We start from the raw sequence: 24,495 nt of genomic DNA on the forward strand, positions 1-24,495 counted from the left end.
CCCCCGCCGGAGGGACGCGTCAGTAAATGTCCTCGCGGGTGTTCAAAACATTGAACTTGCCCGTGGGTGTCACCAGGCGCGGATCTTTGATCACGTGCTTCAGCTCGAGCGTGCGGTCGTCGACCACGACAATGGCGCTTTCCTGTTCCTTGCCATTCCAGACCGAAAACCAGATCTCGTTGCCGTCCTTGTTGAACTCGGGCTGGACCACGCGCGGCTGGCCTTCCGAGATACCCGCCCACTCTCCAATCGGAAGCGTGACGAATTCCGCATCAGCATCGGCCGTCATCTCTGAAATCTTGAAGACAGCGACAGAGGCCGAAGTCTCCGCGTCCGGGTTCAGGGGCGCGTCGACATAGAGATGGTCGGACGTCGGGTGGGTCTTGATGAACAGCGATCCGCCACCGAGCGCATAGAAGGTATCGACGACCTTCCAGGCGTTGTCGGCGTGGCCCTCTGGGTCGGTGCCTATCAATGTGACCGTCTCGTCCCCAAGGTGTGAGGTTGCCCAGACAGGACCGTAGACCGGGTGGACAAAGTTTGCGCCGCGCCCCGGATGCGGAGTCTGGCCGCCGGTCTCGATGAGCGCGGTCAGCTTGTCTTCTTTGGTGTCCACGACCGCGATCTTGCCACGAGCATTCGCAGCCACCAGGAAGTAGCGCTTGGTCGAATCGAAGCCGCCGTCATGCAGGAACCGCTCTGCCTCGATCTCTGTCACCTTCAGGTTCCGGATGTCCGAGTAGTCGACGAAAAGGATCTTGCCCGTCTCCTTGACGTTGACAATGAATTCCGGCGCGAAGTGTGACGACACGATGGAGGCGACGCGCGGTTCGGGGTGGTAGGTCTGTTCGTCGTAGATCATCCCGCGCGTGGACATGATCTTGAGCGGCTCAAGCGTATCACCGTCCATGATCACGTATTGCGGCGGCCAATAGCTGCCAGCGATCGCGTATTGGTCTTCGTAGCCTTCGAACTTGGAGGTCTCGACCGACCGCGCCTCGATCCCGACCTTGAGTTTAGCGACCGTCGCCGGCGTCTCCATCCAAAGGTCGATCATGTTGACTAGAGCGTCGCGGCCGATCACGAACAGATATCGGCCGGAGGCCGAGATGCGGCTGATATGGACCGCGTAGCCAGTGTTGATCACTGCCTTGATTTCGTATGTGCCGCCGTCAATGAGTGCAATCTGGCCGGCGTCACGCAGCGTCACCGACATCAGATTGTCGATGTCGATGTCGTTCATCTTCTCGGTTGGGCGATCTTCGGGGGCAACCACGACTTCCCAGCTGTCACGCATCTCCGGCATGCCCCATTCCGGTGGCGCCGGAGGCTCGATGAGCAGATAGCGCGCCATCAGGTCGACGTGCTCTTCGCTCAGCTCGCCCGAGGTGCCCCAGTTCGGCATTCCGGCCGGAGAGCCATAGGTGATGAAGCTGTGCAAGTAGTCGTAGCCGTTCTCACGTGTGATGTCGGTGGTCAGCGGCTTGCCGGTCGCACCCTTGCGCAGCACGCCGTGGCAGCCGGCGCACCGCTCGAAGTAGATCTGCGTGCCTTGCTGAAATTCCTCTGCCGAGATCACCGGGTCGTCCGGCTTTCGGCCCGGGATTTCGACCTGGATTTGACTGAGCGTGGTCATCGAGGGCTCATAGGCGGCGGACGGACCGTCACCGTGTTCCTCTGGCTTCTCCTGAGCCAGCGCGGGGCCGGCGAACAGGGCGAACGCCACCGTGGCACTGCTCAGCAGCGCACGCCTGGCGCGTGGGGCTCGGGATGTCATGGGTGTTCTCCAATACGCTGGTGAGGCTCGAGCGACCTTGCGTGAGCGGCGCGATCCGCTCCTTGACTTTCGTTAAGGCGGCGGGGCGAGCATCAGCACAGGGTCCGGAGTAATTTCCGCATCCAGGACGATGCGCCTCCTTTCAACGCTTCTCGCAGCGCTCTCGCTCGTCGCCGCCCCGGACCTCCACGACGCGACAGGCGGCACGTTCGACCCGACAGTTCAGCCATTGTGGCGCGCCATGGCAACGGGCGGTAATGTCGAGGCGGCGCGGAGACCCGTTGGCTGGGGCCGGGTGCGGCCGTCGGCGCGGGAAATGCGTCTCGATCCCGGCATGGCGCCCACATTCAACGGCGTCGCGCAGCGCCACGCGGCGGACCGAAGTCGCCGCGCTCCCGCGCGCGGATGGGTTCCGCGACGTGCTCGTGGACATGGGCGAGATCGCGGCGTGTGGCCGGAATGTTGCGCGCGTGACAGGCCGCCATTGCCGGTCCGGACGGGCGCGAGCTTGCCCGCGCTGGCCTCAGCGACCCGGCGTAAGCGACATCCTCGTAGACGGGGACACCGATCGGCCGGCGCTCGGCACACAACCTGCATCCGTCGGGCGCCTTGCCGCGCTGGACCACCGTTGCCGTTTCTGCCCCAGATGTCGCCACGGCCGGCGCGCTTTCGACTGCCTTCTGCCCGAAGGACCGGCCCGCGATCGACGACGCGCTCGCCCGGTTCCCCGCCGCGCGGACAGGGTGCTGATCTGACGCCGGATTGACTTTCGTTAAGGACCGGACGCGCCCAAGCCTTCAGATAGAGCCAAGTCAAACCGCTCCGGGAAGGATTGCCGCCATGCGCGACGTCATGACCAAGAGCATGGCCCGAAACATATTCTACGGCGGGTCACTGTTCTTCATCCTTATCTTCATCGGGCTGTCGTTCCACAGCCACCGCTATATCGTGAACACATCCACGGCCGACATGCCGCTGACCGACAGCGTGGCGGCAGGCAAGCACATCTGGGAAAAGCACGCCTGTATCAACTGCCACACGATCCTCGGCGAAGGCGCATACTTCGCGCCCGAGCTTGGAAACGTGATGACGCGCTGGGGCGTCGCGGACGACCCTGAGGCGGCGATGGAGGTGCTGAAAGGCTGGATGGAAGCGATGCCCACCGGCATCGAGGGTCGTCGCCAGATGCCGAATTTCGGCCTGAGCGACGAGGAGTACCGCGAACTCGCCGACTTCCTTCTGTGGACCAACAAGATCCGCACGCAGGGCTGGCCGCCCAACGATGCCGGCTGAGGAGACATCGCCATGAGATATCAATCGCAAAAGATCGCCCTGGCCTACTTTATCGTCGCCATGGCGTTGTTCGCCGTTCAGGTCACGCTCGGTCTAGTGCTCGGCTGGATATACGTCGACGGCAATTTCCTGAGCGAAGTCCTGCCCTTCAATATCGGGCGGATGCTGCACACCAACAGCCTTATCGTGTGGCTTATTCTCGGTTTCTTCGGCGCGGCCTACTTCCTGCTGCCGGAGGAGGCCGAACGCGAGATCCATTCGTCGACGCTGGCCTACATCCAGTTGGCAATCCTGGTCCTGGGTACGGTTGGCGTGGTCCTGACCTACTTCTTCAATCTCTTCGAGGGGAACTTCCTTCTCGGCAAGGAAGGGCGCGAGTTCCTTGAACAACCGAAATGGGTCAAGGCGGGCATCGTCGTCGCGGCGCTGATATTCCTCTACAACGTCACGATGACGGTGCTTAAGGGTCGCAAGACGGCGGTCACGAACATCCTTCTGCTCGGGCTCTGGGGTCTTGCGCTGCTCTTTCTCTTCTCCTTCTACAACCCGTCGAACCTGGCGCTCGACAAGCAATATTGGTGGTATGTCGTCCACCTCTGGGTCGAAGGCGTGTGGGAGCTGATCATGGCCTCGATCCTCGCCTACCTGATGCTGAAACTGACGGGCGTCGATCGCGAGGTCGTTGAGAAATGGCTCTACGTCATCGTCGCAACGGCACTATTCTCGGGGATCCTCGGTACCGGGCACCACTACTACTGGATCGGCACGCCGGGCTACTGGCAGTGGATCGGCTCGATCTTCTCCTCGCTCGAGGTGATTCCGTTCTTCGCGATGATGAGTTTCGCCTTCGTCATGGTCTGGAAGGGCCGCCGCGACCATCCGAACAAGGCGGCGCTCTTATGGAGTCTCGGCTGCGCAACGCTCGCCTTCTTCGGCGCGGGCGTCTGGGGGTTCCTGCATACTCTCCACGGTGTGAACTTCTATACACACGGTACTCAGATCACCGCTGCACACGGCCACCTCGCTTTCTTCGGCGCCTATGTGTGCCTCAACCTCGCGATCATCACCTACGCGATGCCAGTGCTCAAGGGGCGCGATCCGTACAACCAGGTGCTCAATATGGCCTCTTTCTGGCTGATGGCGGGTGGCATGACCTTCATGACCTTCACGCTTACTTTCGCTGGTACCGTTCAGACGCACCTCCAGCGCGTACTTGGCATGAACTACATGGAAGTGCAGGACCAGCTCTGGGTGTTCTATGTGATGCGCTTCGGTTCGGGCATCGCAGTCGTGCTGGGCGCGATTCTCTTCATCTACTCGGTGCTGGCGCCGCGCCGCGAATTCATTGAGCCGGGCCCGCTCGAAAAGGCCCGGATCGACGCTGAACACACGGCAGCGGAGTGAGGCGCATGATGCACGGAAGCATCAACGTAACGGGGGCCGAGGCCCCCTTCTACCTCCCGCAAGGCGATGAGTGCGGACTATTCCAGGCGGCCAGCGACAAATGCCTCCCGGTCCTGCTGAAGGGGCCGACGGGCTGCGGAAAGACACGGTTCGTCGCGCACATGGCGGCGCGGCTGGGCCGGCCGCTCTACACGGTGGCCTGTCATGACGACCTGTCCGCCGCCGACTTGATCGGGCGTTACCTCCTGAAAGGAGGAGAGACGCAGTGGGTCGACGGACCTTTGACGCGGGCCGTGCGGGAAGGCGCGATCTGCTATCTCGACGAGGTGGTTGAGGCGCGCAAGGACGTGACCGTTGTTCTTCACCCGCTGACGGACGACCGGCGCATCCTGCCGATAGACCGGACCGGCGAGGAGTTGTCGGCACCTCCCGATTTCATGCTCGTTGCTTCCTACAATCCCGGTTATCAGAATATTCTGAAGACTTTGAAGCCGTCGACGCGCCAGCGTTTCATCAGTCTAGAGTTCCGGTTCCCGCGGGCCGAGCATGAAGTCCCCGTCGTGGCGCGCGAAAGCGGACTTTCGGAGGAACGCGTCGCGCCGCTCGTGCGTCTTGCCAACAAGCTTCGCGCACTGAAGGGCCAGGATCTGGAAGAGGGAGTTTCGACCCGGCTCGTAGTCTATGCCGCCACGCTGATCGCGGGTGGCATGTCCACGGATCGCGCGATCCTCGCGGCCATGATCGAGCCGCTCACCGATGACCCCGACACGAAAGGCGGGCTCCTCGATCTGGTCACGGCTGTATTCGGGTGAGGCCGGCCGTGGCGCAGATCGACATCGAGCCATGGGAACCCGAGGAAACGATCGGGAAACTGTGGCACGCCTATGCCAGCCGTCTCGACGCGCCGAGCGTCCACGAGGGAGCACGTGTCGGCCTTTCCGAAGTCGGGGGGCGGCTGGCAGTTTTGTTCCGCGGTCTCGGCGGCAACCCGGCGGTAGAACTTCGCGCCGTGGCCGAGGAGCAAAGCACCCATCGGCTGTCCCTCAGCCGCCGTCTGGGGACGCCCGCCGAGCGCGCGCCGCGAGCGAGTTTCGACGGCGAAGTCCTACGCCTGCCCGAAAGCCTTGCCGTCTTCCCCGCTCGCGCAGCAAACGCCGCGCTCTATCTCTGGCTTGCCGCCGCGGCGGCCCATGCCGGCGTGCCGCAGGCTGAATGCGATCCGCTCCGCGCCGACCTAGCCGCGCTGATCGCGGCGCGCCGGATGACGAAGGCGACGCTGGAAGCAGCCCCGGGGTACCAGACCTTGCATGACGATCTCGCGCGGCTTCATCTCGGCCTCCGGCGCGTTCCGCAGCTTCCTGCGATGGAAGCCGAGGTCGAGGCTCTCGTGCGCCACGAACTCGGCGACCCGGCGCCGCTTCCCTTTGGGGCGGCTGCGCTTTCCGTGCGGCTGGAAACCGGCGATATTGCGGGTCTGCGCGCAACTCGCGGCTACCGGACGTTTCAGCCTGTGCCGCTTTGGCCGATGCTGCGCTGCATCGAGTCCTCCGAACCATCGGCGGCTGAGGAAACCGAGCGGACGGACGCGCGAACCGACGAAGCCAACATCGCGCGCAGTCACCGCGCCCGCCGCCGCGCCGCCGACCAAGCAGAACGCGCCGACAGCTTCATCTTGCATAAGTTCGAGGCGATCCTGAGCTGGGCGGAGTTCATTAACCTCAACCGTCGGGTCGAGGACGACGATACCGATAGCGCGAAGAAGGCGGCGGAGGACACGGACGAAATCGGGCTCGGCCAGATCTCGAAGGCACCGGCGAGCCGGCTCAAGTTGCATCTCGACCTTGCGCCCGAGGACGCCGCGCGCGAAGCGCTGTCGGGCAAGCTGACCTATCCCGAATGGGATGCGCGAAGCGCCGCATACCTGCCCGATCACGTACGCGTCCTGACGTCGCGGGCCGAACCTGCGCCCGAGGTCGGGTGCATCGGCTTCCGCGACGATCCCCGCGCCGCCGCGCGCATCCGCTCCGTCCGCCGCCAGTTCGAGGCATTGCGCCCCGGACGGGTGACCACGACCGGCCATGTGGACGGAGACGAGGTCGATACCGAACGCGCCATCAGGGCGCATACAGAGCTTCTCGCGACGGGCCGAGGCAGCGACCGTGTCTGGCGCCAGAGCCGTCCGTTGCGCCGCGATCTCGCCGTGTCGATTCTCCTCGACATCTCGCGATCGACCGAGGCGGCCGTGCCCGGGCACGGTCACGAAGGGCGCAGCGTCATCGAAATCGAATGCGAAGCGCTCGCCGCGCTTGCCTGGGGGCTGGATGCCTGCGGCGACGATTTCTCGATCCACGCGTTCTCGAGCCTGAAGCGTGACCGCGTCTTCGTGCAATCGGCCAAGGACTTCGGTGAACCGATGTCCGCATCCGTGGAGGCGCGGATCGCCGGTCTGAAGCCCGGTTTCTACACGCGTCTCGGTGCCGCCGTTCGCCACACTTCGGCGCAACTCTCGACCCAATCGTGCAAGCGCCGTCTGCTTCTGGTGATCACAGACGGCAAGCCTAACGACCTCGATCACTACGAGGGCCGCCACGGGATCGAAGACAGCCGGCGCTCCGTGATGGAGGCGCGGCGTGCGGGTCACGCCGTCTTCGGCATCACAGTAGACCGTGACGGCAAGTCGTGGTTCCCGCGTCTTTTCGGGCAGGGCGGCTTCGCGCTCATCCCCGCGCCAGAGCATTTGACGCGCGCGCTTCCAGACATCTACCGACAGCTCGTCGGGGCATGACGCGAGCAGCTTCAGATCGAATTGCCAACCCGCCGGGCGACGAGTTGCCTGGCGAGTTGATGATCTGGGTTCTCATCGTGTCCGAACTTCTGGTCTTCGGCGCGGGGCTCGCTGCCTTCCTCGCGGTGCGCGTGACGGACCCAGAGGGCTTCGCGGCGGCACAGTCGCACCTGCACCGCGCCGCCGCCGGTGTGAACACGCTGATCCTCGTCACATCCGGCTGGCTTGCCGCTCTCGCGACCCGCGCGGCCGCTAAAGGCCGGGTGTTGCAGGCGCGCTGGCTTCTATCGGGTGCGGCGCTTCTGGGTATCGTCTTTCTGGCGGTCAAGGCGACGGAATTCGCCGACCTGTCGGCCAAGGGCATCACCACCGATACACATGCCTTCTTCACCTTCTCATACCTGCTCACTGGATTTCATGCCGCGCATGTCGCGGCCGGGATCGTTCTTCTGACCTATGTGACGTTCCGACCGCGCCCGGACACGACGGAGACCGTCGCCGCGTTCTGGCACATGGTCGATCTCGTCTGGATGATGCTGCTTCCGGTCATCTACCTGGTGTCATGAGCTCCGCACGCCATACCGCCGCACCAACACGTGCATGGATGTGGCTTTTAGGCCTGTCGGCGTTCGCGACGCTTCTTTCGCTGGCGCGAAGCGACTTTCCCGGCGGATGGGCCATCGATGCGGCCAACCTCGCAATTCTCGCCATTGGCTGGGCAAAGGCGCGGGTGATCCTGTGGCACTATCTGGGGCTGGCCGGTACCGGTTTGTGGCGGCAGGGGTTCGACTTTGCCGTCACCGCCTACACGCTGCTTCTGATGGCACTGACCGTCCTCGGCTGAACACGCCTAGCGGCTCCAGGCTGCGGCAGGATCCTCTTCCGCGAATCTGCGCAGCGCGCCTAGATCTTCAATAAGCGCGTGGTTGTGACGGATAGTGACGCCTTGGTCGCGCAGCCGGACGAAGGCGCGGCTGAGGCTTTCGGGTTTCATGCCAAGACGACCAGCGATCAACACCTTGTCGTATGGCAACACGACTTCGCACGCACCCCCCGGGCAGGGTGCCAGTTCCATCAGAAACTCGGCGACGCGCTGGGCGCCCGTTTGCGCTTTGAGCGCCTCGATCTGCTCGACGAGGCTGTGAAGGTGCACGTAGGTCGCCGCGAGCATCGAAAGCGCAATTTCGGGGTTGCCCCGGATGATCCTGAGGAACGCTTCCGCCTCGATCCGGATCAGCTTGCAGTCAGTGACAGCTTCCGCCGCGACCGGATACGTGCGATTTTGAAACGCCACCGCCTCGCCGAAACTGCGACCGCGCGTGAAGACCCCGACGACAGCCTCGGCCCCGCTGGGCGCGATACGGTACAGCTTCACCCAGCCCTCAGCGACGATGTAGATTGCGTTGGCCTGCTCACCCTGTAGAAAGATGGTGGCGCCCCGATCGAATTCGCGTAGCCGGGCAGAAGCCAGCACGTTGTCAACGATGGCGTCCGGCGCGGCGGACAGCAGGACGCAGCCGCGGGCAATGTCGATATGTTCGCGATTCACCTCCGGCTCCCCCTCGTTTCATATCTCAGTGCCACATCGGTCGGTGCGGAGCTAGCCCAGACGTTCTCTCCATTCGCGGATCAACCGCGCGCGGACCGGCGCGACCCCGGCGTCCGCGACATGAAGCCAGGCGGCCGCTTGGCGACCCAGGCGATGAACCTTGCGAGCCGTGGATGGGCGCGCAGGGCCTCGATCGTCGCATAGCTGCGCGCGAGTTCTGCTTCGCTTAGCGCCGCATGGACCTCTGCGTGGCAGATCTGGTGCAACAGAACCGTCTGCCCACTCTTCCCGCCGCGCAGACGCGGCACGAGGTGGTGGCGGCTCTGCGGCACGTCCACTGGAATTGCGCGGCGGCACAGCGGGCAGATCAGATCGCGGTCTTCGTATCGTTCGGACACTTGAGTCGAACCCGGTTTGTTGTCACAGGTTGAACGGGCAATCCGAAAGGCGCAAGGGCATGGAAGGACAGCCGGAAATCGTCGCGAGGGCACTCGGCTTTCTCGATCAGGGATGGGCGCTGGCGCTCGACTGGGTGAAAAGTCCTGCGGCATGGTCGCAGTTTGCCATTCTCGTCGTGTCATGGCTTGTCGCGGTCGTCGTCGCGCGTAAGCTCGGCCGCCGGATACAAGCGCTCGTTGCCCCGGCAAAGGAGGCGCGTGGCCCCTTCGCAATTCTGCGCCGCTTTTTCCTGCGGTTCCTGCCGCTTCTTCTGCCGCTTCTCGCCTATGGCTTTACAGCGGTCGGTGAAAGCGTCACGCGCTCGGTCTTCGGCTCGGGCGCGGTCATCGCCTTCGGCAAGCGAGTGTTCCTGTTCATCGCCGCGCGGGTGCTCGTGCGGCGCGTGATAAGCGACCCGTTCCTCAAGCTGCTCGGCCGCTACGTGCTGATCCCGGTTGCCGCGCTCTATGTTCTCGACCTGACGGATGAAGCGGCGGAGTGGCTGGAAGGTCTGACGGTCCAGCTGGGCAATATCAGCTTCTCGATGATGGCGCTCATTCGCGGCGCGATCGCAGGCAGCCTTCTCTTCTGGCTGGGGTCGTGGTCGAACCAGCGGAGCGCCAGCTACATCAAGGCGCAGGAGGAGTTAAGACCGGCGACACGGGAACTGGCCGCGAAGGCGGCCGAACTCGTTATCTTCGGCATCGCCTTCCTGCTTCTCCTGAACATCATGGGGATCGATCTGACGACGGTCGCCGTGCTGGGCGGCGCGCTGGGTGTGGGCATCGGCCTCGGCCTTCAGCAGATCGCGGCAAACTTCATCTCGGGCATCATTCTCTTGATCGAGGGGCAGACGACTGTTGGCGACTACGTCGAACTTGACGGCGGCGAAGCTGGGACAATCGTCAAGATGACGGCGCGGGCCTGCGTGCTCGAGACCTTCGACGGCAGGTGGATTGTAGTGCCGAACGAGCATTTCATCACGACGCGGGTCGTAAACTACTCCGACCAGGGCAGCGCCAACCGCTATGAGATCGAGTTCTCGGTCAGCTACGACACGGACATCAACAGGGTGCCCGAAATCATAAACCCTGCTGTGTCGGCGCTGCCATTCGTATTGGAAATGCCCGAGGGGCCGGACTGCGAGCTGAAGGGTTTCGGCGAATCCGGCATCAATTTCGCCGTAGAGTACTGGGTGCACGGCATCGACGACGGTCGCAACAAGTATGCGAGTCACGTGCTTTTCGCGGTCTGGAACGCGCTGAAGACGGCGGGGATCGAAATTCCCTATCCGCACCGTGTCGTGGAGATCAAAGGCGGTGTGCCGACGTGATCGACGCGCTGGTGATCGGCGCCGGACCGGCGGGCCTCATGGCCGCCGAAGCGCTTGTCGCCGCCGGGCGGAGCGTGGTGGTTTGCGAGGCGAAGCCAAGCCCGGCGCGGAAGTTCCTGATGGCAGGTAAGTCGGGGCTGAACCTGACCAAGGAGGAGCCATTCAAGGCATTTGTCGGCCGCTATGACGCCGACTGGCTGCGCCCGATGCTGGAGGCGTTCGGGCCCAAGGAGGTGACGGACTGGGCCAGGGGGCTCGGGCAGGAGGTCTTCACCGGCTCCACAGGTCGGGTCTTCCCAGAGGCGATGAAGGCCTCTCCGCTTCTGCGCGCCTGGCTCGGGCGACTCGCCGCGTCGGGGGTGCATCTGCGAATCCGCTGGCGATGGCTGGGTTTCGAAAATGGCGGCCTCGCCTTCGACACGCCCGGCGGACGGCAGGTCCTCAACCCCGCCGTGACCATTCTCGCGTTGGGCGGTGCAAGCTGGGCTAGGCTCGGTTCGGACGCAGCGTGGGTGCCAAGACTAGCGGAAAAGAGTGTCGCGATCGCAACGTTCAAGCCGGCAAACGTGGGGTTCCGTGTCGATTGGTCGGCGCATATGACCCGCTATTTCGGCCAGCCGGTAAAAGGAGCTGCTCTGATTGCCGGACACCAGGAGGAACGTGGGGAGTTCGTGATATCGATCAATGGACTCGAGGGCGGCGGACTCTATGCTGTGTCGCGCGCGGTCAGGGAAGGCGCGGAATTGCGGCTCGACCTGCTGCCTGACCGCAGTGAGGAAGAACTTGCAGCGCAGCTTTCAACAGGGCCTGGAAAGGTTTCAGTGACGAACTGGTTCAGAAAGGCGCTGAGGCTTGACCCGGTGCGGATCGCGCTGTTGCAGGAGTGGGGCCGTCCGTTGCCGCGAGGAAACGCGCTCGCACGACTTGTCAAGGCGCTGCCCGTGCCGCATCAGGGCCCGCGACCGATCGACGAGGCGATATCTGTCGCCGGAGGTATACGCCGCGATGCGCTGACAGGTGGGCTGGAACTCAAGGCGCTGCCGGGTGTCTTTGCCTGTGGCGAAATGCTGGATTGGGAGGCACCCACCGGGGGCTATCTCTTGACCGCATGCCTTGCGACGGGGCAATGGGCGGGTCGGGCGGCATCGGCGGATATACGCGAGCGAACCGCCTGAGTGCGGCGGGAACCTACCCGGCCGATCCGGCGTTGGATAGGATCGGGAACCATAACCCAGACCCAGGAGGGTGACATGAAAAGATTGATGTTTGTCGCGCCGATCGTGCTCGCCGCTGCCGCCTGCCAGACGCAGGAACAGCGCTCCGCAGGAACCGGCGCGCTTGCCGGCGCCGCGATCGGAGCGGCCGTTTCGGATGACGGCGACCGCGTCGAGGGCGCTCTGATGGGCGGCGCGGCGGGCGCGATCGTCGGCGGACTGATCGGGCAAGCGCAGAAGCCTGGCGACTGCGTCTATCAGGATCGCTACGGCAACCGCTACGTGGCGGCCTGCCCTTAAGCAAAGCGCCTATTTCCATTGCGACATCACCCGGCTGTAGGCCGGGCGGCGTCGCATCCGGTCAAGATACTCAGTCAGCCGATGCTCGGTGATTGGAAACTTTGCGCCAAGCGCCCAATTGCCGCAATGGGTGAGGATTATATCGGGCACTGTCATCATTTCACCCATGATGAACGGACCCTCGCCCATGCGGTGGACAAGCGTCTTTTGGCTGCGCTCGAACTCCCACCGCAATGTGTTCTTGATTGCGGCGTGGCGAAGCTCCTCGGGTAGGACGAAGCTGTGCCGGGCGGCCATCCAGAGCGCGGCGTCAAACTCATCAAGAAGGAATTGGGTGAGACTGTCCTGGCGCGCGCGCTCCAGCGTTCCGGCTGGGTGCGTCAGTTGGCCGTGCTTGTCTGCGAGGTACTGGATGATCGCCGTCGAATCGGTGATTGGTGTCCCATCCTCGATCAGAACTGGAACCTTGCCAGCGGGATTGAAGGCCGTGACCCCTTCGGAACGCGGGGGCGCGGCGACATGATCGTAGGCTTGACCAAGCTCTTCGAGCATCCAGAGAACCCGCGCCGCACGGCTTTTGGCGGTCCCGATGACGGTGTACATACGGTTTCTCCCGAACCTGCCCGATATGGAGCCATGAGGGCGCAACGGGCGCAAGCGCCGATAGGCATGTTTCCGCCCCGTGTTGACGCGGCCCTCTAAGTGAAGCTCAGCGAATGGGTCAGTGCCGATTTAGCATCGCCAGCCTGATCAGCGCACGCTCCATTACGGCCATTGCCGGCGCGCGCGACGCCGAGCGTAGCTTCAGGTCGGTATCTGTTAGGATTGACAGCGCGGTTTCCAGGCGCTGCATCCCCCACGACTGTGCCTGCCGCAGCATCCGCTCGCGACGCGGCCCGAAGATGGGCGGACGCATGCGTGCGATCCCCTCGGCTGCTCCGCCCGGTGCCGAGGCGGCAGCGTGGAGTGCGCGGAAATGACGCGTAGCCGCTATCGATAGCGAGACCGGCGTGATGCCCTGCCCTTCGAGGCGCCGCACGAGCGGGCTCACATCCGGCGTCCGCGCCTCGGCGACGGTGTGGAGAACGTCGTCAAGCTCGGCCTCGATCGTGGCCGGTGCGCAGGCGGCCACGTCTTCGGACGACAGAGGTGCCGCATCGCCGAGCTTGTAGAGCGCCACCTTCTCAAGCGTCTGTCGAAAGTCGCCAGGATCAAGCTCGCGGGCGAGCGTATGCAGATCGGTCATCGCATCGCGACTGATCTCCTTGAGCCCCGCGCGCACCAATTCTGCCTCGATATCTTCGCGCGACGGCGGGTCGTCGTAGATGCCTGCGGCGTAGGCGTTGGCGTGGCCCTCGAAAGTCCTCCGGAGCGCGGAGGACTTGTTGAGACTGCCTGCCGTGACGACGAGCATCGCGTCCCCGGCGCTCCAATCCGCAAGAGCGTCCTTCAGAACAGTGGCCAGCGTGTCTGTCGCATCTTCGACGAAGACCACCCGAGGTCCCGGGAAAAACCCCTGTGCCCTGAGCGCGTCGCCGACAAGGGCAGGATCCTTGCGCAGATCGGAGGCGGCGATCCGAGTCAGCCGCATCTCGGCCTCGCCTTCGGGACCGATGAGCGCAGCGATGACCTCCTGCCGCTTCAGCGCGACTCGCATGGGATCGGCGCCGTAGATCAAGAGCCCGGCGCGGTCAGGTTCTGGCCGGGCGAAGAAACGATTGGCGGCAGCCCCCGACAGCCTCATCGACGGTTCCACTCCGCCGACGTGGCAATCAACTCGGTTAACATCCGGTCGGCGAGCAGCCGCATCAGCCGCGTGCGGGCGTCCGCTTCGCCAGCGGCTGTGGCCACCGAGGTACCCACGGCCGAATAGGACGTGAATGACGCCACCTCACCGGCGCTCAGCACAGAATCAGTGGCTATGTCATGCAGCCTGTAGGACACATTCCCAAGCAGCTGGTAGCGCGTGATCACGCTTTCGGGTGTGATCGCCTGACTCTCGACCTTGGTATTCACGTCATAGGACAGCCGGAACCGCGGGCTTCCCGGGCGACCGAGACGTTCCTCGAGACGCTCGACCAAATCGAAGTCATCCTTGTCGGCCGGATCGTCCACTCTGACTTGATCGAGCAGGCCGGAAGCAGGACCGCCCGGCGCGTAGGCGGGCTCGAACCCGCAGCCCGCGAGCAAGAGCGCCAGTAGCCCGGCAAGAAATGTGCGACGGTCAGATGACGACATTGACGATGCGGCCCGGCACGACGATCAGCTTCTTGGGGGCGCCGCCATTCAGCGCCCGGATCACAGCTTCCTCGGCCAGAACGATCTTTTCAACCTCGGCGGCCGCCATGTCCTTCGGAACGCTGATCTCGGCCCGCCGCTTGCCGTTGATCTGGACGGGCAGTGTGACCGTGTCTTCCGCCAGCATCGCCGGATCGGCCTTTGGCCAGGGTGCCTGAGCGACCAGCCCCTCGCCGCCGAGCATCCCCCAGATGTCCTCGGCCAAATGCGGCACCATCGGCGACATGAGCTGCGCGAGCGTCAGCATCGCCTCGCGCTTGGCCTTGCGGCTCGCGTCCGACTTCGAGAAGGTGTTGGTAAGCTCGTACAGCTTCGCCACCGCCTTGTTGAACGCAAAGCCCTCAATTCCGTCGGTGACATCCGCGATGGTCCGGTGCGTGGCCTTCAGAAGCGCCTCGTCGTGCGCAGCATCCCCTTCACCGCGCGTGTTCACCTCAGAGGCGAGGCGCCAGACGCGCGCCAGGTGCTTGTGGGTCGCTTCCGCGCCCGCCGCGGTCCATTCCACGTCGCGGTCCGGCGGGCTGTCGGACATGACGAGCCAGCGTGCGGTATCCGCGCCGTACCGGCCGATGATATCTTCGGGGTCGACGACGTTTTTCTTCGACTTCGACATCTTGATCAGCGGGCCGATCTCGACCGGCGTGCCGTCCTTCAGGGTCGCGCCCGTCTCGGTCCGCGTCACATCCTCCGGCAGGTGCCAGACCGGCCGGCCGTCCTCCGTCCGGGTCGCATAGGTTTCGTGCACGACCATGCCTTGCGTGAAGAGGGCGTTGAACGGCTCGACCGCCTTTTCGGGCAGATGCCCGCAGATATGCATCGCGCGGGCGAAGAAGCGCGAGTAGAGCAGATGCAGGATCGCGTGCTCGATGCCGCCGATATACTGGTCGACGTTCATCCAGTAGTCGGCGTCCTCCATCACCGTCGGCGTCTTGGCACGTGGCGCCGTGAAGCGGGCGTAGTACCAGGACGAATCGACGAAGGTGTCCATCGTGTCGGTCTCGCGCTTGGCGGGCCGGCCGCATTGCGGACAGACGCAGTCGCGCCAGGTCGGGTGCCAGTCGAGCGGATTGCCGGGCCGGTCGAAGGTCACGTCCTTCGGCAGTTTGACGGGCAGGTTTTCCTTCCTTTCGGGCACGACGCCGCAGTCGCCGCAATGCACGACGGGAATCGGGCAGCCCCAGAACCGCTGGCGCGAGATGCCCCAGTCGCGCAGACGGTAGTTGGTGACCCCGCGACCGACGCCCTTGCCTTCGCAGAAGGCGATCGCGGCATCGATCGCCCCTTCGCCGGTCTGCTCCTCGCTTCCGGCGAAGCCCTTGATGTAGCGCACCTTTTCCGACTTCATCGGAACATAGGCGTCGCCACCGTTCTCCGGGTGGCGAAAGTCCGCATCTGGCGACAGCGGTTCATAGGTCGACACGACCGGCAGCCCGTACTTGCGCGCGAAATCGAGATCCCGCTGGTCATGCGCCGGGCAGCCGAATATCGCGCCGGTGCCGTAATCCATCAGGATGAAGTTCGCGATGTAGACCGGCAGTTCCCAGCCGTCGTCGAAAGGGTGGCGGCAGCGGATCCCGGTCTCCAGCCCCTTCTTCTCGGCCTTCTCCAGCGCCTCCTCCGACGTGCCGATCCGGCGGCACTCGGCGACAAAGGCGGCGATCTTCTCGTCGTGACGCTCCAACTGCTTGGCGAGCGGATGGTCCGGAGAGATCGCGACGAAGCTCGCGCCCAGAAGCGTGTCGGGCCGGGTCGTGTAGACCTCGATCCGGTCGAAACTCTCGGGCGCGCCGATGGTCGAGAAGGCGAATTGCAGGCCCCGGCTCTTGCCGATCCAGTTGGCCTGCATGACGCGCACCTTCTCGGGCCACTCGGACAGCCCGTCGATCGCCTCCAGAAGCTCGCCCGCGAAATCCGAGATGCGGAAGAACCACTGTGTCAGCTCTCGCCGCTCGACCTCGGCGCCAGACCGCCAGCCCTTGCCGTCGATGACCTGCTCGTTCGCCAGCACCGTCATGTCGACGGGGTCCCAGTTCACCACAGCGTTCTTGCGGTAGACGAGGCCCTTTTCCATGAAGTCGATGAACATCGACTGCTGCTGACCGTAATATTCAGGATCGCAAGTCGCGAAGCTTCGGCTCCAGTCATGGGTGTAGCCCAAGGGCTTCAGCTGATCCTTCATGTCGGCAATGTTCTGATAGGTCCAGGCGCCGGGATGGACGCCCTTCTCCATCGCCGCGTTCTCTGCGGGCAGGCCGAAGGCGTCGAAGCCCATCGGATGCAAAACGTTGAAACCGTTCGCCATCTTGTAGCGCGCCACGACGTCGCCCATCGTGTAGTTGCGCGTATGTCCGATATGGATCCGACCCGATGGATAGGGGAACATCTCAAGGACGTAGTATTTCGGCTTCGAGGGGTCGCGTTCAGCCTTGAAAATGCCTTCCTTCTCCCAGGCTTCCTGCCATTTCGGCTCGATGACGGCGGAGTCGTAACGCGACATGGTCTATCCTCGAGGCTTCGTCCGCGTGGTTATACAAGCGCGGCGCGCGAGGTCCAGAGGTTACCTCTGCCCGCGGATGGGTCCTGAGATGACCGGGCCGGTGCCCGGCGGTCAGAGCTTGCTGTCGCGAATCCGGAGCTGGCGCGCGCGGGTCAAAATTGCGTCTTCGACCGCGCGCTGCGTTGCCGCGTCGACCGCGCCGCCCCGCGTGGCGAGCGCCACCTTGAGCGAGCGCGCATCGAGTGCGGGATCCTGAACATAGATCGTGGCGCGGTAGGCGCGCCCGCCGCCCGGCGGCGTGCCGTAGCCGGTGACGATCACGCCCGAGAACGGATCGACCGACTGGATCGGAAGGAAGTCCAGCACCTCGAGCGACGCCTGCCAGAGATACTTGTTGACCTCGACCGTGTTGTTCGGGTCGGCGCTGTTGGTAAAAAGGTCCCAGATCGTCGACCGTTGCCGCTGCGGCGATACACGTTCGAGATTGGCGCGCTGCTGATCCGCACGCGCGCGCGATTCAAGTGTTGCAGCATCGGTTGCGGGCGCCCGATCGCGTCCGAAGATGCCACCTTCGCCGAAGCCGAATCCGTTGCACCCGCCAAGGCTGGCCAGGAGACCGGCGAGAATCGCCCCGCGCATGATGATCCGGACCTGCATGACCCACCCCACGACAGTGAATTTTGTGCTGTCTAGCCGAGCCTTCCCGCCCGAACAAGGCTTTTCCGGTCAGGGGGTTCTGCGCTATTCTCCGACCGCTCGCCCGCACTGTGGCAAGACTGCACCATCACGCCCCAGTCTTCCCAAGCCACCGGTCCTTTCCATTGCATTGCCCGGCCCAAGAGCGGAAATAGACGCATACCCAATTCGGATTTCCCTGAGTTGGGCCGACCTTTGAGATCAACGAGGGAATACGAAATGAAAAAGATCCTTCTCGCTTCCACCGCTCTCGTCGGCTTCGCCGGCGCCGCGGCTGCGGAAGTTTCGCTCTCGGGCTACGCCGAGATCGGTATCAGCGGTGGCGACGGCCCGGGCGCCGCGCAGTTCGAGACGCAGTTCCATAATGACTGGCAGGTGAACTTCAACTTCTCCGGCTCGACCGACAGCGGTCTCGAGTTCGGCGGCCGTGTCCAGATCGAAGAGTCCAACAGCCCGTCGGCGATCAACGGCGGCTTGGTCATCGACGACGAATCGTTCTTCGTTTCGGGCGCATTCGGCAAGGTGACGCTTGGTGAAACCGACGGCGCCTTCGACTGGGCCCTGTCGGAAATCTACACCGGCACCTCGCTGACCGACGACCATTCGACCCACGCCGGTGCGTACTGGTTCACGGGCCTCGACGGTGCCTACGACAACCAGATCATGCGTTACGAGTACTCGTTCGGTGACTTCGGCGTCGCGATCTCGGCCGAAATGGACGACGACACGGCGTGCACGGGTCCCGCTTGTGACCCCGTTCTCGGCGACGGCGTCACCAACGACGTCAACTTCGCCATCGGTGGCAAGTGGGCTGGCAGTTTCCAGGGTGTGGATGTCGGCGTCGGCGCTGGCTACCAGGACAACGGCGCCATCAGCGTCTGGGGTCTGAGCGGTTCGGCGGCGTTCGCCATGGGTGTTTCGGTCGCAGTCGGCTATGCCGACCTCGACGGTATCCCCGATGCGGTCGGCAACGGCGTTGCGGTTGACAGCTGGTGGGGCATCGGCGTGGCCTACACGCCTGCGACCATGAGCGCGCTGACTGTCGGCGTAAACTACGGTGAGTACGACGCGACTGTCGCTGGCGTTCCCGATCCGTCGGGCTGGGGCATCGTGGCCAACTACGACCTGGGCGGCGGCGCTGTCGCGATGGTCGGCTACGGCGCGAGCGACAACGGCGTCTCGGCCAACGGCAAGGGCGAAGACACCTGGTCGGCCGGCCTTGGCCTTTCGTTCTAATCGAGCGGTTTGACAAATCGGGAGAGAGCGGGCTTCGGCCCGCTCTTTTCTTTTTGAGGCCGTCCGGGGCCAACTCGACATTGCCGGGGGCCAGCGATAAGGTCCGCCGCGACCCGACATCTGCCCGGACGCCCCGATGACAACCGTGATGACTCCGAACCAGGTCCAGCAGACTTATGCCGAGGCCTTAAAGCTGCATCAGGCGGGGAAGCTCGAAGAGGCTCTACAGATCTACGGGCGGATCATCGAGGCCAATCCGAAGATCGCTGAGGCGCACTTCCAGGCGGGCCGCATCTTCACGACAAGCAATCGCTTTGAGCGGGCGTTTCAGCATTTTCAGGCCGCCGTGAAGCTGCGCCCTGCCGAAAGTGCTATCTGGATGGCCTGGGCCGAGGCGGTCGCGCTCGGCGGAAACGCCGATGTCGAGGCCGCATTCCTCCGCACATTGAAACCCGCCCCTGTCGCTGCCGACACCAAGATCGTTCTACAGGACCGTTTCGGGGCACGGCGCGCAAGTACCCGACCGGCGACGGGGGGCGCGAAGCCTGCGCAGATCCGTGGGCTGATGGGCCTGATGGAAGCCGGCCGCCACGATGAAGCGGAACGCGCCGCCCTTGCCGTTCTCAAGCAGCAGCCGCAGTCGGCTCTCGCCCTGAACGTCCTGGCGACAGCGCAAGTGAATCTCGGCAAGGACCGCGCGGCGGAAACCAGCTTCCGGCGCGCGATTCAGGCCGATCCAAACTATGCCGAGGCATACGACAATCTCGGACGGTTCCTCATCGAGCGGAAGCGCGATGCGGAGGCAGTTCAACTCTTCCGCCGCGCCGTCACACTGGCCCCGGGACTGCCGTCAGCGATCGTGAACCTCGCGAGTTCCTATACGCAGTCCGGTCACTATGAAGCGGCACGCACTCTCTTGAACAAGGCGGAGGCCGCGGGGGTCGATGCGCTGCCGTTTCATATCGCCGCGGGAAACCTCTACACCAGACTCAAGAATTTCGCGAAGGCGGAACAGGCGTTTCAGAAGGCGATCGACACGGCGGGCGGCGGCAAGAGCGGTCATGCGACCGCACTTCTCGCCCAGTCGCAGGCGCGGCTCGGCAAGGACGATGCGGCGATGGCCAATTACGATCTCGCGCTGCAGATCGACCCGGACTCCCCGGTCGCGACGGGCGGCAAGGCGCAGCTTCTCCAGACGCTCGGCCATTTCAACCAGGCCGAGGAGCTTTTCCGGCGTGGCTTCGAACTCGACCCGCTGAACGGCGAGAACTTCCGCGCCTTCATCATGTCGCACAAAACCAAGTCTGACGATCCGGTCATAGCCACGATGCTCGACCGCTACGAAAACCCGGCGCTGAAGGACGCCGATCGCGTCAACATGGGCTTCGCCATCGCCAAGGCGCTGGAGGACGTGCAGGATTACGCCCGCGTCTTCCGCTACCTTGACGAAGCGAACGCGCTGATGCGCAAGATGTCGCCCTATTCGATCGAACTGCGCCGCGAACAGGTGGCGGAGACGAAGGCCGTGCTCGACGGCATCGACTGGCACGGGACCAAGCTCGAAGGCACGACCGATTTCGCGCCGATCTTCGTCACTGGCATGCCGCGCTCCGGCACGACGCTGATCGAACAGATCATCGCCAGCCACTCGACCGTCACCGGTGCGGGCGAAATCGGCGAATGCGCAAGGGCGGCGCAGCTTCTGATCTCTGACGATGTCAGCGCGCGGAAGATGCATCCGCCGAAGATGGAAGACGTCGCGGAGCTCGGGCACCGTTTCGAGGAGTATATTGGGGCCCGCTTCCCCGGCGCCGACCGGATCACAGACAAATCGATCCAGACCTACATGTATATGGGTCTAGTGAAGCTCGCGATGCCGAACGCGCGTTTCGTCGTCGTACGCCGCGACCCGCGCGACAACCTTCTGTCGATCTACAAGAACAAGTTCCCCGACGACACGCACCTCTATGCCTACGACCAGAAAGACCTTGCTGCCTTCTATGGCACCTTCGTCGATGTGATCGACTTCTGGCGCGAGCGGGTGCCCGACTGGTTCTACGAGGTGCAGTACGAGGAACTCGTCGCCAATCCCGAGGACGAGACGCGCAAGCTCATCGCCGCCTGCGGGCTTGAGTGGGAAGACGCCTGCCTCAGCTTCCACGAGACCAAGCGCAAGGTGGAAACACTTTCCGTCTATCAGGTGCGCCAGCCGATCTCGAAGGCTTCCGTTGCGCTCTGGCAGCGCTACGAGAAGGAACTGGAGCCGATGCTCGACGCGCTGAGGGAAGGCGGGCATGTCCCTGACTGAGATTACCGCGCGGATCAGGGCGGCGGAGATGGCGGCGCAGCGGCCGGAGGGATCGGTGACGCTGATCGCGGTCTCCAAGGTGCAGCCGCTGGAGCGGATTGAGGCGGTGCTGGAAGAAGGCCATCGCATCTTCGGTGAGAACTACGTGCAGGAGTCGCTGGGCAAGTGGCCCCCCTTGAGAGAACGGTTCGCTGATGTCTCTCTCCACATGATCGGCCCGCTGCAGTCGAACAAGGCCAAGCCCGCGATGGAGCTTTTCGACGCAATTCACACGCTCGATCGGCCGTCCCTGGCGAAGAAGATTGCGCGGATGGCGAAGGAGGGCGGGTCGTGCCCGGAACTCTTCGTTCAGGTGAATACCGGGGAGGAGCCGCAGAAGGCAGGTGTGCTGCCCGATGACGCCGACGCCTTCATCGATGACTGCCGCGGGATGGGCCTGACGCTTACGGGGCTGATGTGCATCCCGCCGGAGGAAGACGATCCGCGGCCGCATTTCGAAATGCTCGCGAAGATCGCGGAGCGTACCGGTCTCTCGGGCCTTTCGATGGGGATGAGCGCGGATTTCGAGGAGGCAATCGCGGCGGGCGCGACGCATGTGCGCGTCGGTTCCGCCATCTTCGGTGCGCGGGATTACGGACAGCGCTGAGGGTACCTTCCGCCCCTTTCCCCGGATCGAGTCGGGGGTTCATCCCCGAAAGCGTTGGGCAAGGTGAGGATCATGCGCGTGTGGGAACTACTACGCGAGTGCCGGGCGGAGCGTGGCGCGCAATGAAGAGAAGATCCCTGCGCGACAGGGCGAGGCAGCCTGCGGTGGGGAAACCCGGGCGGCGCCATTGGTGGATGAAGATCGCCGATCCGTCGCCGGGCACCGCCCTGGGCCAGTTCCAGTCGAGTGGCAGGATCAGATCGTAAAGCGGGTCGGCGCGGCGCAGGCGTTCCGGGCTGTTGCCGAAGGGTTTGCGCGTCAGGTGATTGTATGATGGATGGTCCGGCGCGTCGCACCAGCGATCCTGAAGGTGAATCGGTTGCGCCCAGGGCGGAAGCCGCGTTCCGGCAACGCGGTCTGGCCGGTAGAGGAGACCGATGATGCGGTGCGTACCAGCGGGCGTGGCGCCGTCGCCTTCGCGCTTGGCAGTCGTGACGCCGGTGCGGCCGATGGTGACCGGGAAGGTGCGGCTAAGAAAGCGTAGTCCGGTCGGGGTGAGCACGAGCTCGCCAAGGCTCATAGCAGGTGGCCCGAACGCGAAGCCTTGGTCGCAAGATAGGCATCGTTGTGCTGCGTCCGCCCGACCTTGAGGGGAACTCGCTCGCTCACCCGAATGCCTGCCGCTTCCATCATGCGGATCTTGGCCGGATTATTCGTCAGAAGCCGTACGGATGAAAAGCCGAGCCGCTTTAGAATTCCCGCGCCGATGCGGAAGTCGCGTTCGTCGTCCTCGAAGCCCAGCCGGTGGTTGGCCTCTACCGTGTCGAAGCCCTGATCCTGAAGCGAGTAGGCCCGCATCTTGTTGGCGAGCCCGATGCCGCGGCCTTCCTGGTTGAGATAGAGCAATATCCCAGCCCCCTTCTGTCCCATGAGAGTGAGCGCGGCGCGGAGCTGCGGTCCGCAATCGCACTTGAGGCTGCCCAGAATGTCGCCGGTGAAGCAAGCCGAATGCAGTCTCGCGAGAACGGGACGGTCACGCGGCGGCTGGCCGATCTCGATCGCATAGTGTTCCTCGCCGCCGTCTTCGGGACGAAAGACGTGCAGACGCCCGGCCTCGGCGGCTGCCATGGGAAGCCGGGCGGCGACGACCGGATGAAGCGGGCTAGTATCCAGCATGATCGGGCCGGCGCGATCCCAGTCGATGAGCGTGAGGCTCTCCCTCGCAGCGAACCGGGCCGGTTCGGCCACCGGTACGATCAACGCCGCCGGCAGAAGCCGCGCCGACTTGGCAAGTTCGACGCCGGCGCGCGCAAGGGTGGCGTCGTCGCCCCGCGAACAGTCGAACGGGCCCTTCATCGGAACGGTGAGGTCGTCCGCCGGATCCGCGACCGCCGCGATCCAGGCCGGCGTGGCGTCCGCAGGCACGATGAGCCGCGCAATGTCTCCGTCATAGGGTCTGGCCCTCAACGTCTCCGCCCGCCGTGCCGTGATCGCGAGAACGGTTTCGCCCAATGTCATGAGGGCAATGAATCGCTCAGGCGTCAGAGCCTCGGCCGCGAGTGCGAGCGCGCCCTGTCCGCCCGCAACAAGAACAACGGGTACGCCCATCCGCAGATCGGCGCGCCCGCGATTGAGGCGTTCGACGATATCGGGGCCAAGGGGCATGTTACATCCGTTGAAACTTCGCGCCCTTCTAGATAGTCCGCCGCTGCTGAAATTGAAACAATTCCCGGGTTCCGCGACACGAGCGCGTGAAATGACAGAGCCGTGACTTGCCGATTTGCGGGTCCGCACGCATCTCTTGAAGTAAGAAGGAGACAAGCCAATGGCCAACTTGAAGAAAATTCTGCTGGTCGATGACGACGAAGACCTGCGCGAAGCACTGGCCGAGCAACTCGTTTCAACCGAGGATTTCGACGTCTTCGAGGCCGGCACTGGCGCCGAGGGTATCGATAAAGTGAAGGCGGGGATTTATGATCTCGTGATCCTCGACGTGGGCTTGCCTGACACCGATGGGCGGGAGCTTTGCAAGAAGATGCGCAAGCAGGGCGTCAAATGTCCAATTCTGATGTTGACGGGTCAGGACGGCGATGCCGACACGATCCTTGGCCTCGATGCGGGCGCCAATGACTATGTGACGAAGCCCTTCAAGTTCCCCGTGCTCCTGGCCCGGATCCGCGCCCAGTTGCGCACGCACGAGCAGTCCGAGGACGCAATATTCCAGCTTGGTCCGTACACGTTCAAGCCGGCGATGAAGATGCTGATCGACGAGCGGGACCGGAAGATCAGGCTCACCGAAAAGGAGACGAACATACTCAAGTTCCTCTACCGTGCGACCGAGGGCGTTGTGCCGCGCGACGTCCTTCTGCACGAGGTCTGGGGGTACAACGCGGGCGTCACGACCCACACGCTCGAGACCCACATCTACCGGCTTCGTCAGAAAATAGAACCAGATCCGTCAAATGCCCGCCTTCTTGTCACCGAATCTGGCGGGTATAGACTGGTTGCATGAGAGATCCCCTGATCACGTCGGGGTAATGGCGTGATATCCTCCCTGTTGGACTGGCCGGGCTTTCAGCCCGGCCTTTTTTTCTGACGAGGCTGCCGCGACGGAATGAAGCAGATGTCCTGCGAGAAGCGGAAAAGAGTTCGCCGCTGATGCGTTGCTACCATCCGGTGCCCCGGCTAAGTTCGCGCGGTCCGACAGATGAGGAGAACGCC

General features: G+C 63.9%; 23 protein-coding genes. 13 read left to right on the plus strand and 10 right to left on the minus strand.

Features of this window, described 5'->3' with window-relative positions; genetic code table 11:
- Positions 1-19 precede the first annotated feature (19 nt).
- The gene (locus tag DEA8626_RS14320; RefSeq protein ID WP_108853908.1) at positions 20-1,777 is read right to left on the minus strand and encodes a nitrite reductase; all 1,758 of its coding nucleotides are present in this window, start codon (positions 1,775-1,777) and stop codon (positions 20-22) included.
- A gap of 840 nt (positions 1,778-2,617) precedes the next feature.
- Here DEA8626_RS14320 and DEA8626_RS14330 point away from each other — a divergent pair.
- The 6 genes from DEA8626_RS14330 to DEA8626_RS14355 are packed head-to-tail and all read left to right on the plus strand — an operon-like array spanning position 2,618 to position 8,103.
- Positions 2,618-3,070: a c-type cytochrome gene (locus DEA8626_RS14330; RefSeq protein ID WP_108853910.1), complete on the plus strand. Its 453-nt coding sequence runs from the start codon at positions 2,618-2,620 to the stop codon at positions 3,068-3,070.
- 12 nt (positions 3,071-3,082) lie between these two features.
- Positions 3,083-4,474: a cbb3-type cytochrome c oxidase subunit I gene (locus DEA8626_RS14335; protein ID WP_108853911.1), complete on the plus strand. Its 1,392-nt coding sequence runs from the start codon at positions 3,083-3,085 to the stop codon at positions 4,472-4,474.
- An 8-nt stretch (positions 4,475-4,482) separates the two neighbouring features.
- Positions 4,483-5,286: a CbbQ/NirQ/NorQ/GpvN family protein gene (locus tag DEA8626_RS14340; protein ID WP_108854067.1), complete on the plus strand. Its 804-nt coding sequence runs from the start codon at positions 4,483-4,485 to the stop codon at positions 5,284-5,286.
- An 8-nt stretch (positions 5,287-5,294) separates the two neighbouring features.
- Positions 5,295-7,259 carry a nitric oxide reductase activation protein NorD gene (locus tag DEA8626_RS14345; protein ID WP_108854068.1) on the plus strand — a complete coding sequence of 655 codons (1,965 nt, stop codon included), beginning with the start codon at positions 5,295-5,297 and terminating at the stop codon, positions 7,257-7,259.
- A 59-nt stretch (positions 7,260-7,318) separates the two neighbouring features.
- Positions 7,319-7,825, plus strand: a complete 507-nt coding sequence (locus tag DEA8626_RS14350; protein ID WP_245890877.1) for a cytochrome c oxidase subunit 3 — start codon at positions 7,319-7,321, stop codon at positions 7,823-7,825.
- A 38-nt stretch (positions 7,826-7,863) separates the two neighbouring features.
- Positions 7,864-8,103 carry a nitric oxide reductase F protein gene (locus tag DEA8626_RS14355; protein ID WP_108853913.1) on the plus strand — a complete coding sequence of 80 codons (240 nt, stop codon included), beginning with the start codon at positions 7,864-7,866 and terminating at the stop codon, positions 8,101-8,103.
- 6 nt (positions 8,104-8,109) lie between these two features.
- Here the strand turns inward: DEA8626_RS14355 and DEA8626_RS14360 are convergent, their stop codons facing one another.
- Positions 8,110-8,808 carry a Crp/Fnr family transcriptional regulator gene (locus DEA8626_RS14360; RefSeq protein WP_108853914.1) on the minus strand — a complete coding sequence of 233 codons (699 nt, stop codon included), beginning with the start codon at positions 8,806-8,808 and terminating at the stop codon, positions 8,110-8,112.
- Between the two features lie 80 nt (positions 8,809-8,888).
- Positions 8,889-9,206 carry an HNH endonuclease gene (locus tag DEA8626_RS14365; protein ID WP_108853915.1) on the minus strand — a complete coding sequence of 106 codons (318 nt, stop codon included), beginning with the start codon at positions 9,204-9,206 and terminating at the stop codon, positions 8,889-8,891.
- Between the two features lie 59 nt (positions 9,207-9,265).
- On the opposite strand from DEA8626_RS14365, the gene DEA8626_RS14370 reads away from it, so the two are divergent.
- The 3 genes from DEA8626_RS14370 to DEA8626_RS14380 all read left to right on the plus strand — a co-directional run bounded on the left by DEA8626_RS14370 (position 9,266) and on the right by DEA8626_RS14380 (position 12,093).
- Positions 9,266-10,579 carry a mechanosensitive ion channel family protein gene (locus DEA8626_RS14370; protein ID WP_108853916.1) on the plus strand — a complete coding sequence of 438 codons (1,314 nt, stop codon included), beginning with the start codon at positions 9,266-9,268 and terminating at the stop codon, positions 10,577-10,579.
- Positions 10,579-11,754, plus strand: coding sequence for a TIGR03862 family flavoprotein (locus tag DEA8626_RS14375; protein WP_108854069.1), 1,176 nt, complete (start codon positions 10,579-10,581; stop codon positions 11,752-11,754). Before DEA8626_RS14370 ends, DEA8626_RS14375 begins: the two co-directional genes overlap by 1 nt.
- A 75-nt stretch (positions 11,755-11,829) precedes the next feature.
- On the plus strand, positions 11,830-12,093 hold the full coding sequence (locus DEA8626_RS14380; protein ID WP_108853917.1) for a YMGG-like glycine zipper-containing protein: 264 nt from the start codon (positions 11,830-11,832) through the stop codon (positions 12,091-12,093).
- Between the two features lie 9 nt (positions 12,094-12,102).
- On the opposite strand, the gene DEA8626_RS14385 is transcribed toward DEA8626_RS14380, so the two are convergent.
- The 5 genes from DEA8626_RS14385 to DEA8626_RS14405 all read right to left on the minus strand — a co-directional run bounded on the left by DEA8626_RS14385 (position 12,103) and on the right by DEA8626_RS14405 (position 17,545).
- Positions 12,103-12,696 carry a glutathione S-transferase family protein gene (locus DEA8626_RS14385; RefSeq protein WP_108853918.1) on the minus strand — a complete coding sequence of 198 codons (594 nt, stop codon included), beginning with the start codon at positions 12,694-12,696 and terminating at the stop codon, positions 12,103-12,105.
- 118 nt (positions 12,697-12,814) lie between these two features.
- A complete protein-coding gene (gene holA / locus DEA8626_RS14390) occupies positions 12,815-13,837 on the minus strand; it encodes a DNA polymerase III subunit delta (protein ID WP_108853919.1) in 1,023 nt (340 codons plus the stop codon).
- Entirely contained in the window at positions 13,834-14,331 is a 498-nt protein-coding gene (gene lptE, locus DEA8626_RS14395) for an LPS assembly lipoprotein LptE (protein WP_108853920.1), read from the minus strand. Before lptE ends, holA begins: the two co-directional genes overlap by 4 nt.
- On the minus strand, positions 14,318-16,888 hold the full coding sequence (leuS, locus tag DEA8626_RS14400) for a leucine--tRNA ligase (RefSeq protein ID WP_108853921.1): 2,571 nt from the start codon (positions 16,886-16,888) through the stop codon (positions 14,318-14,320). Before leuS ends, lptE begins: the two co-directional genes overlap by 14 nt.
- Positions 16,889-16,999: 111 nt before the next feature.
- Complete coding sequence (locus DEA8626_RS14405; RefSeq protein ID WP_245890878.1) at positions 17,000-17,545, minus strand: DUF3576 domain-containing protein; 546 nt, start codon at positions 17,543-17,545, stop codon at positions 17,000-17,002.
- A gap of 258 nt (positions 17,546-17,803) precedes the next feature.
- Here DEA8626_RS14405 and DEA8626_RS14410 point away from each other — a divergent pair, with 258 nt between their 5' ends.
- From DEA8626_RS14410 to DEA8626_RS14420, 3 genes are all read left to right on the plus strand, one after another.
- Positions 17,804-18,820 carry a porin gene (locus tag DEA8626_RS14410; RefSeq protein ID WP_108853922.1) on the plus strand — a complete coding sequence of 339 codons (1,017 nt, stop codon included), beginning with the start codon at positions 17,804-17,806 and terminating at the stop codon, positions 18,818-18,820.
- Between the two features lie 136 nt (positions 18,821-18,956).
- Positions 18,957-21,128, plus strand: coding sequence for a tetratricopeptide repeat-containing sulfotransferase family protein (locus DEA8626_RS14415; protein WP_108853923.1), 2,172 nt, complete (start codon positions 18,957-18,959; stop codon positions 21,126-21,128).
- Complete coding sequence (locus DEA8626_RS14420; protein ID WP_108854071.1) at positions 21,115-21,774, plus strand: YggS family pyridoxal phosphate-dependent enzyme; 660 nt, start codon at positions 21,115-21,117, stop codon at positions 21,772-21,774. Before DEA8626_RS14415 ends, DEA8626_RS14420 begins: the two co-directional genes overlap by 14 nt.
- A 70-nt stretch (positions 21,775-21,844) precedes the next feature.
- Here DEA8626_RS14420 and DEA8626_RS14425 read toward each other — a convergent pair whose 3' ends face one another.
- Both DEA8626_RS14425 and ribA read right to left on the minus strand, forming a co-directional pair.
- On the minus strand, positions 21,845-22,354 hold the full coding sequence (locus DEA8626_RS14425; RefSeq protein WP_108853924.1) for a L,D-transpeptidase family protein: 510 nt from the start codon (positions 22,352-22,354) through the stop codon (positions 21,845-21,847).
- The gene (ribA, locus tag DEA8626_RS14430; protein ID WP_108853925.1) at positions 22,351-23,439 is read right to left on the minus strand and encodes a GTP cyclohydrolase II; all 1,089 of its coding nucleotides are present in this window, start codon (positions 23,437-23,439) and stop codon (positions 22,351-22,353) included. Before ribA ends, DEA8626_RS14425 begins: the two co-directional genes overlap by 4 nt.
- A 160-nt stretch (positions 23,440-23,599) precedes the next feature.
- On the opposite strand from ribA, the gene DEA8626_RS14435 reads away from it, so the two are divergent.
- The gene (locus tag DEA8626_RS14435) at positions 23,600-24,286 is read left to right on the plus strand and encodes a response regulator transcription factor (protein WP_108853926.1); all 687 of its coding nucleotides are present in this window, start codon (positions 23,600-23,602) and stop codon (positions 24,284-24,286) included.
- Positions 24,287-24,495 lie beyond the last annotated feature (209 nt).

Source organism: Defluviimonas aquaemixtae (assembly GCF_900302475.1).
In the GTDB taxonomy this organism is placed as follows: Bacteria; Pseudomonadota; Alphaproteobacteria; order Rhodobacterales; family Rhodobacteraceae; genus Albidovulum; species Albidovulum aquaemixtae.

Bases quoted from the DNA above. Each gene is read 5' to 3' on its own strand.
- DEA8626_RS14320 (WP_108853908.1), bottom strand. From the start codon at position 1,777: ATGACATCCCGAGCCCCACGCGCCAGGCGTGCGCTGCTGAGCAGTGCC.
- DEA8626_RS14330 (WP_108853910.1), top strand. From the start codon at position 2,618: ATGCGCGACGTCATGACCAAGAGCATGGCCCGAAACATATTCTACGGC.
- DEA8626_RS14335 (WP_108853911.1), top strand. From the start codon at position 3,083: ATGAGATATCAATCGCAAAAGATCGCCCTGGCCTACTTTATCGTCGCC.
- DEA8626_RS14340 (WP_108854067.1), top strand. From the start codon at position 4,483: ATGCACGGAAGCATCAACGTAACGGGGGCCGAGGCCCCCTTCTACCTC.
- DEA8626_RS14350 (WP_245890877.1), top strand. From the start codon at position 7,319: ATGATCTGGGTTCTCATCGTGTCCGAACTTCTGGTCTTCGGCGCGGGG.
- DEA8626_RS14355 (WP_108853913.1), top strand. From the start codon at position 7,864: ATGTGGCTTTTAGGCCTGTCGGCGTTCGCGACGCTTCTTTCGCTGGCG.
- DEA8626_RS14370 (WP_108853916.1), top strand. From the start codon at position 9,266: ATGGAAGGACAGCCGGAAATCGTCGCGAGGGCACTCGGCTTTCTCGAT.
- DEA8626_RS14380 (WP_108853917.1), top strand. From the start codon at position 11,830: ATGAAAAGATTGATGTTTGTCGCGCCGATCGTGCTCGCCGCTGCCGCC.
- DEA8626_RS14385 (WP_108853918.1), bottom strand. From the start codon at position 12,696: ATGTACACCGTCATCGGGACCGCCAAAAGCCGTGCGGCGCGGGTTCTC.
- holA (WP_108853919.1), bottom strand. From the start codon at position 13,837: ATGAGGCTGTCGGGGGCTGCCGCCAATCGTTTCTTCGCCCGGCCAGAA.
- lptE (WP_108853920.1), bottom strand. From the start codon at position 14,331: ATGTCGTCATCTGACCGTCGCACATTTCTTGCCGGGCTACTGGCGCTC.
- leuS (WP_108853921.1), bottom strand. From the start codon at position 16,888: ATGTCGCGTTACGACTCCGCCGTCATCGAGCCGAAATGGCAGGAAGCC.
- DEA8626_RS14405 (WP_245890878.1), bottom strand. From the start codon at position 17,545: ATGCAGGTCCGGATCATCATGCGCGGGGCGATTCTCGCCGGTCTCCTG.
- DEA8626_RS14410 (WP_108853922.1), top strand. From the start codon at position 17,804: ATGAAAAAGATCCTTCTCGCTTCCACCGCTCTCGTCGGCTTCGCCGGC.
- DEA8626_RS14415 (WP_108853923.1), top strand. From the start codon at position 18,957: ATGACAACCGTGATGACTCCGAACCAGGTCCAGCAGACTTATGCCGAG.
- DEA8626_RS14420 (WP_108854071.1), top strand. From the start codon at position 21,115: ATGTCCCTGACTGAGATTACCGCGCGGATCAGGGCGGCGGAGATGGCG.
- DEA8626_RS14425 (WP_108853924.1), bottom strand. From the start codon at position 22,354: ATGAGCCTTGGCGAGCTCGTGCTCACCCCGACCGGACTACGCTTTCTT.
- ribA (WP_108853925.1), bottom strand. From the start codon at position 23,439: ATGCCCCTTGGCCCCGATATCGTCGAACGCCTCAATCGCGGGCGCGCC.
- DEA8626_RS14435 (WP_108853926.1), top strand. From the start codon at position 23,600: ATGGCCAACTTGAAGAAAATTCTGCTGGTCGATGACGACGAAGACCTG.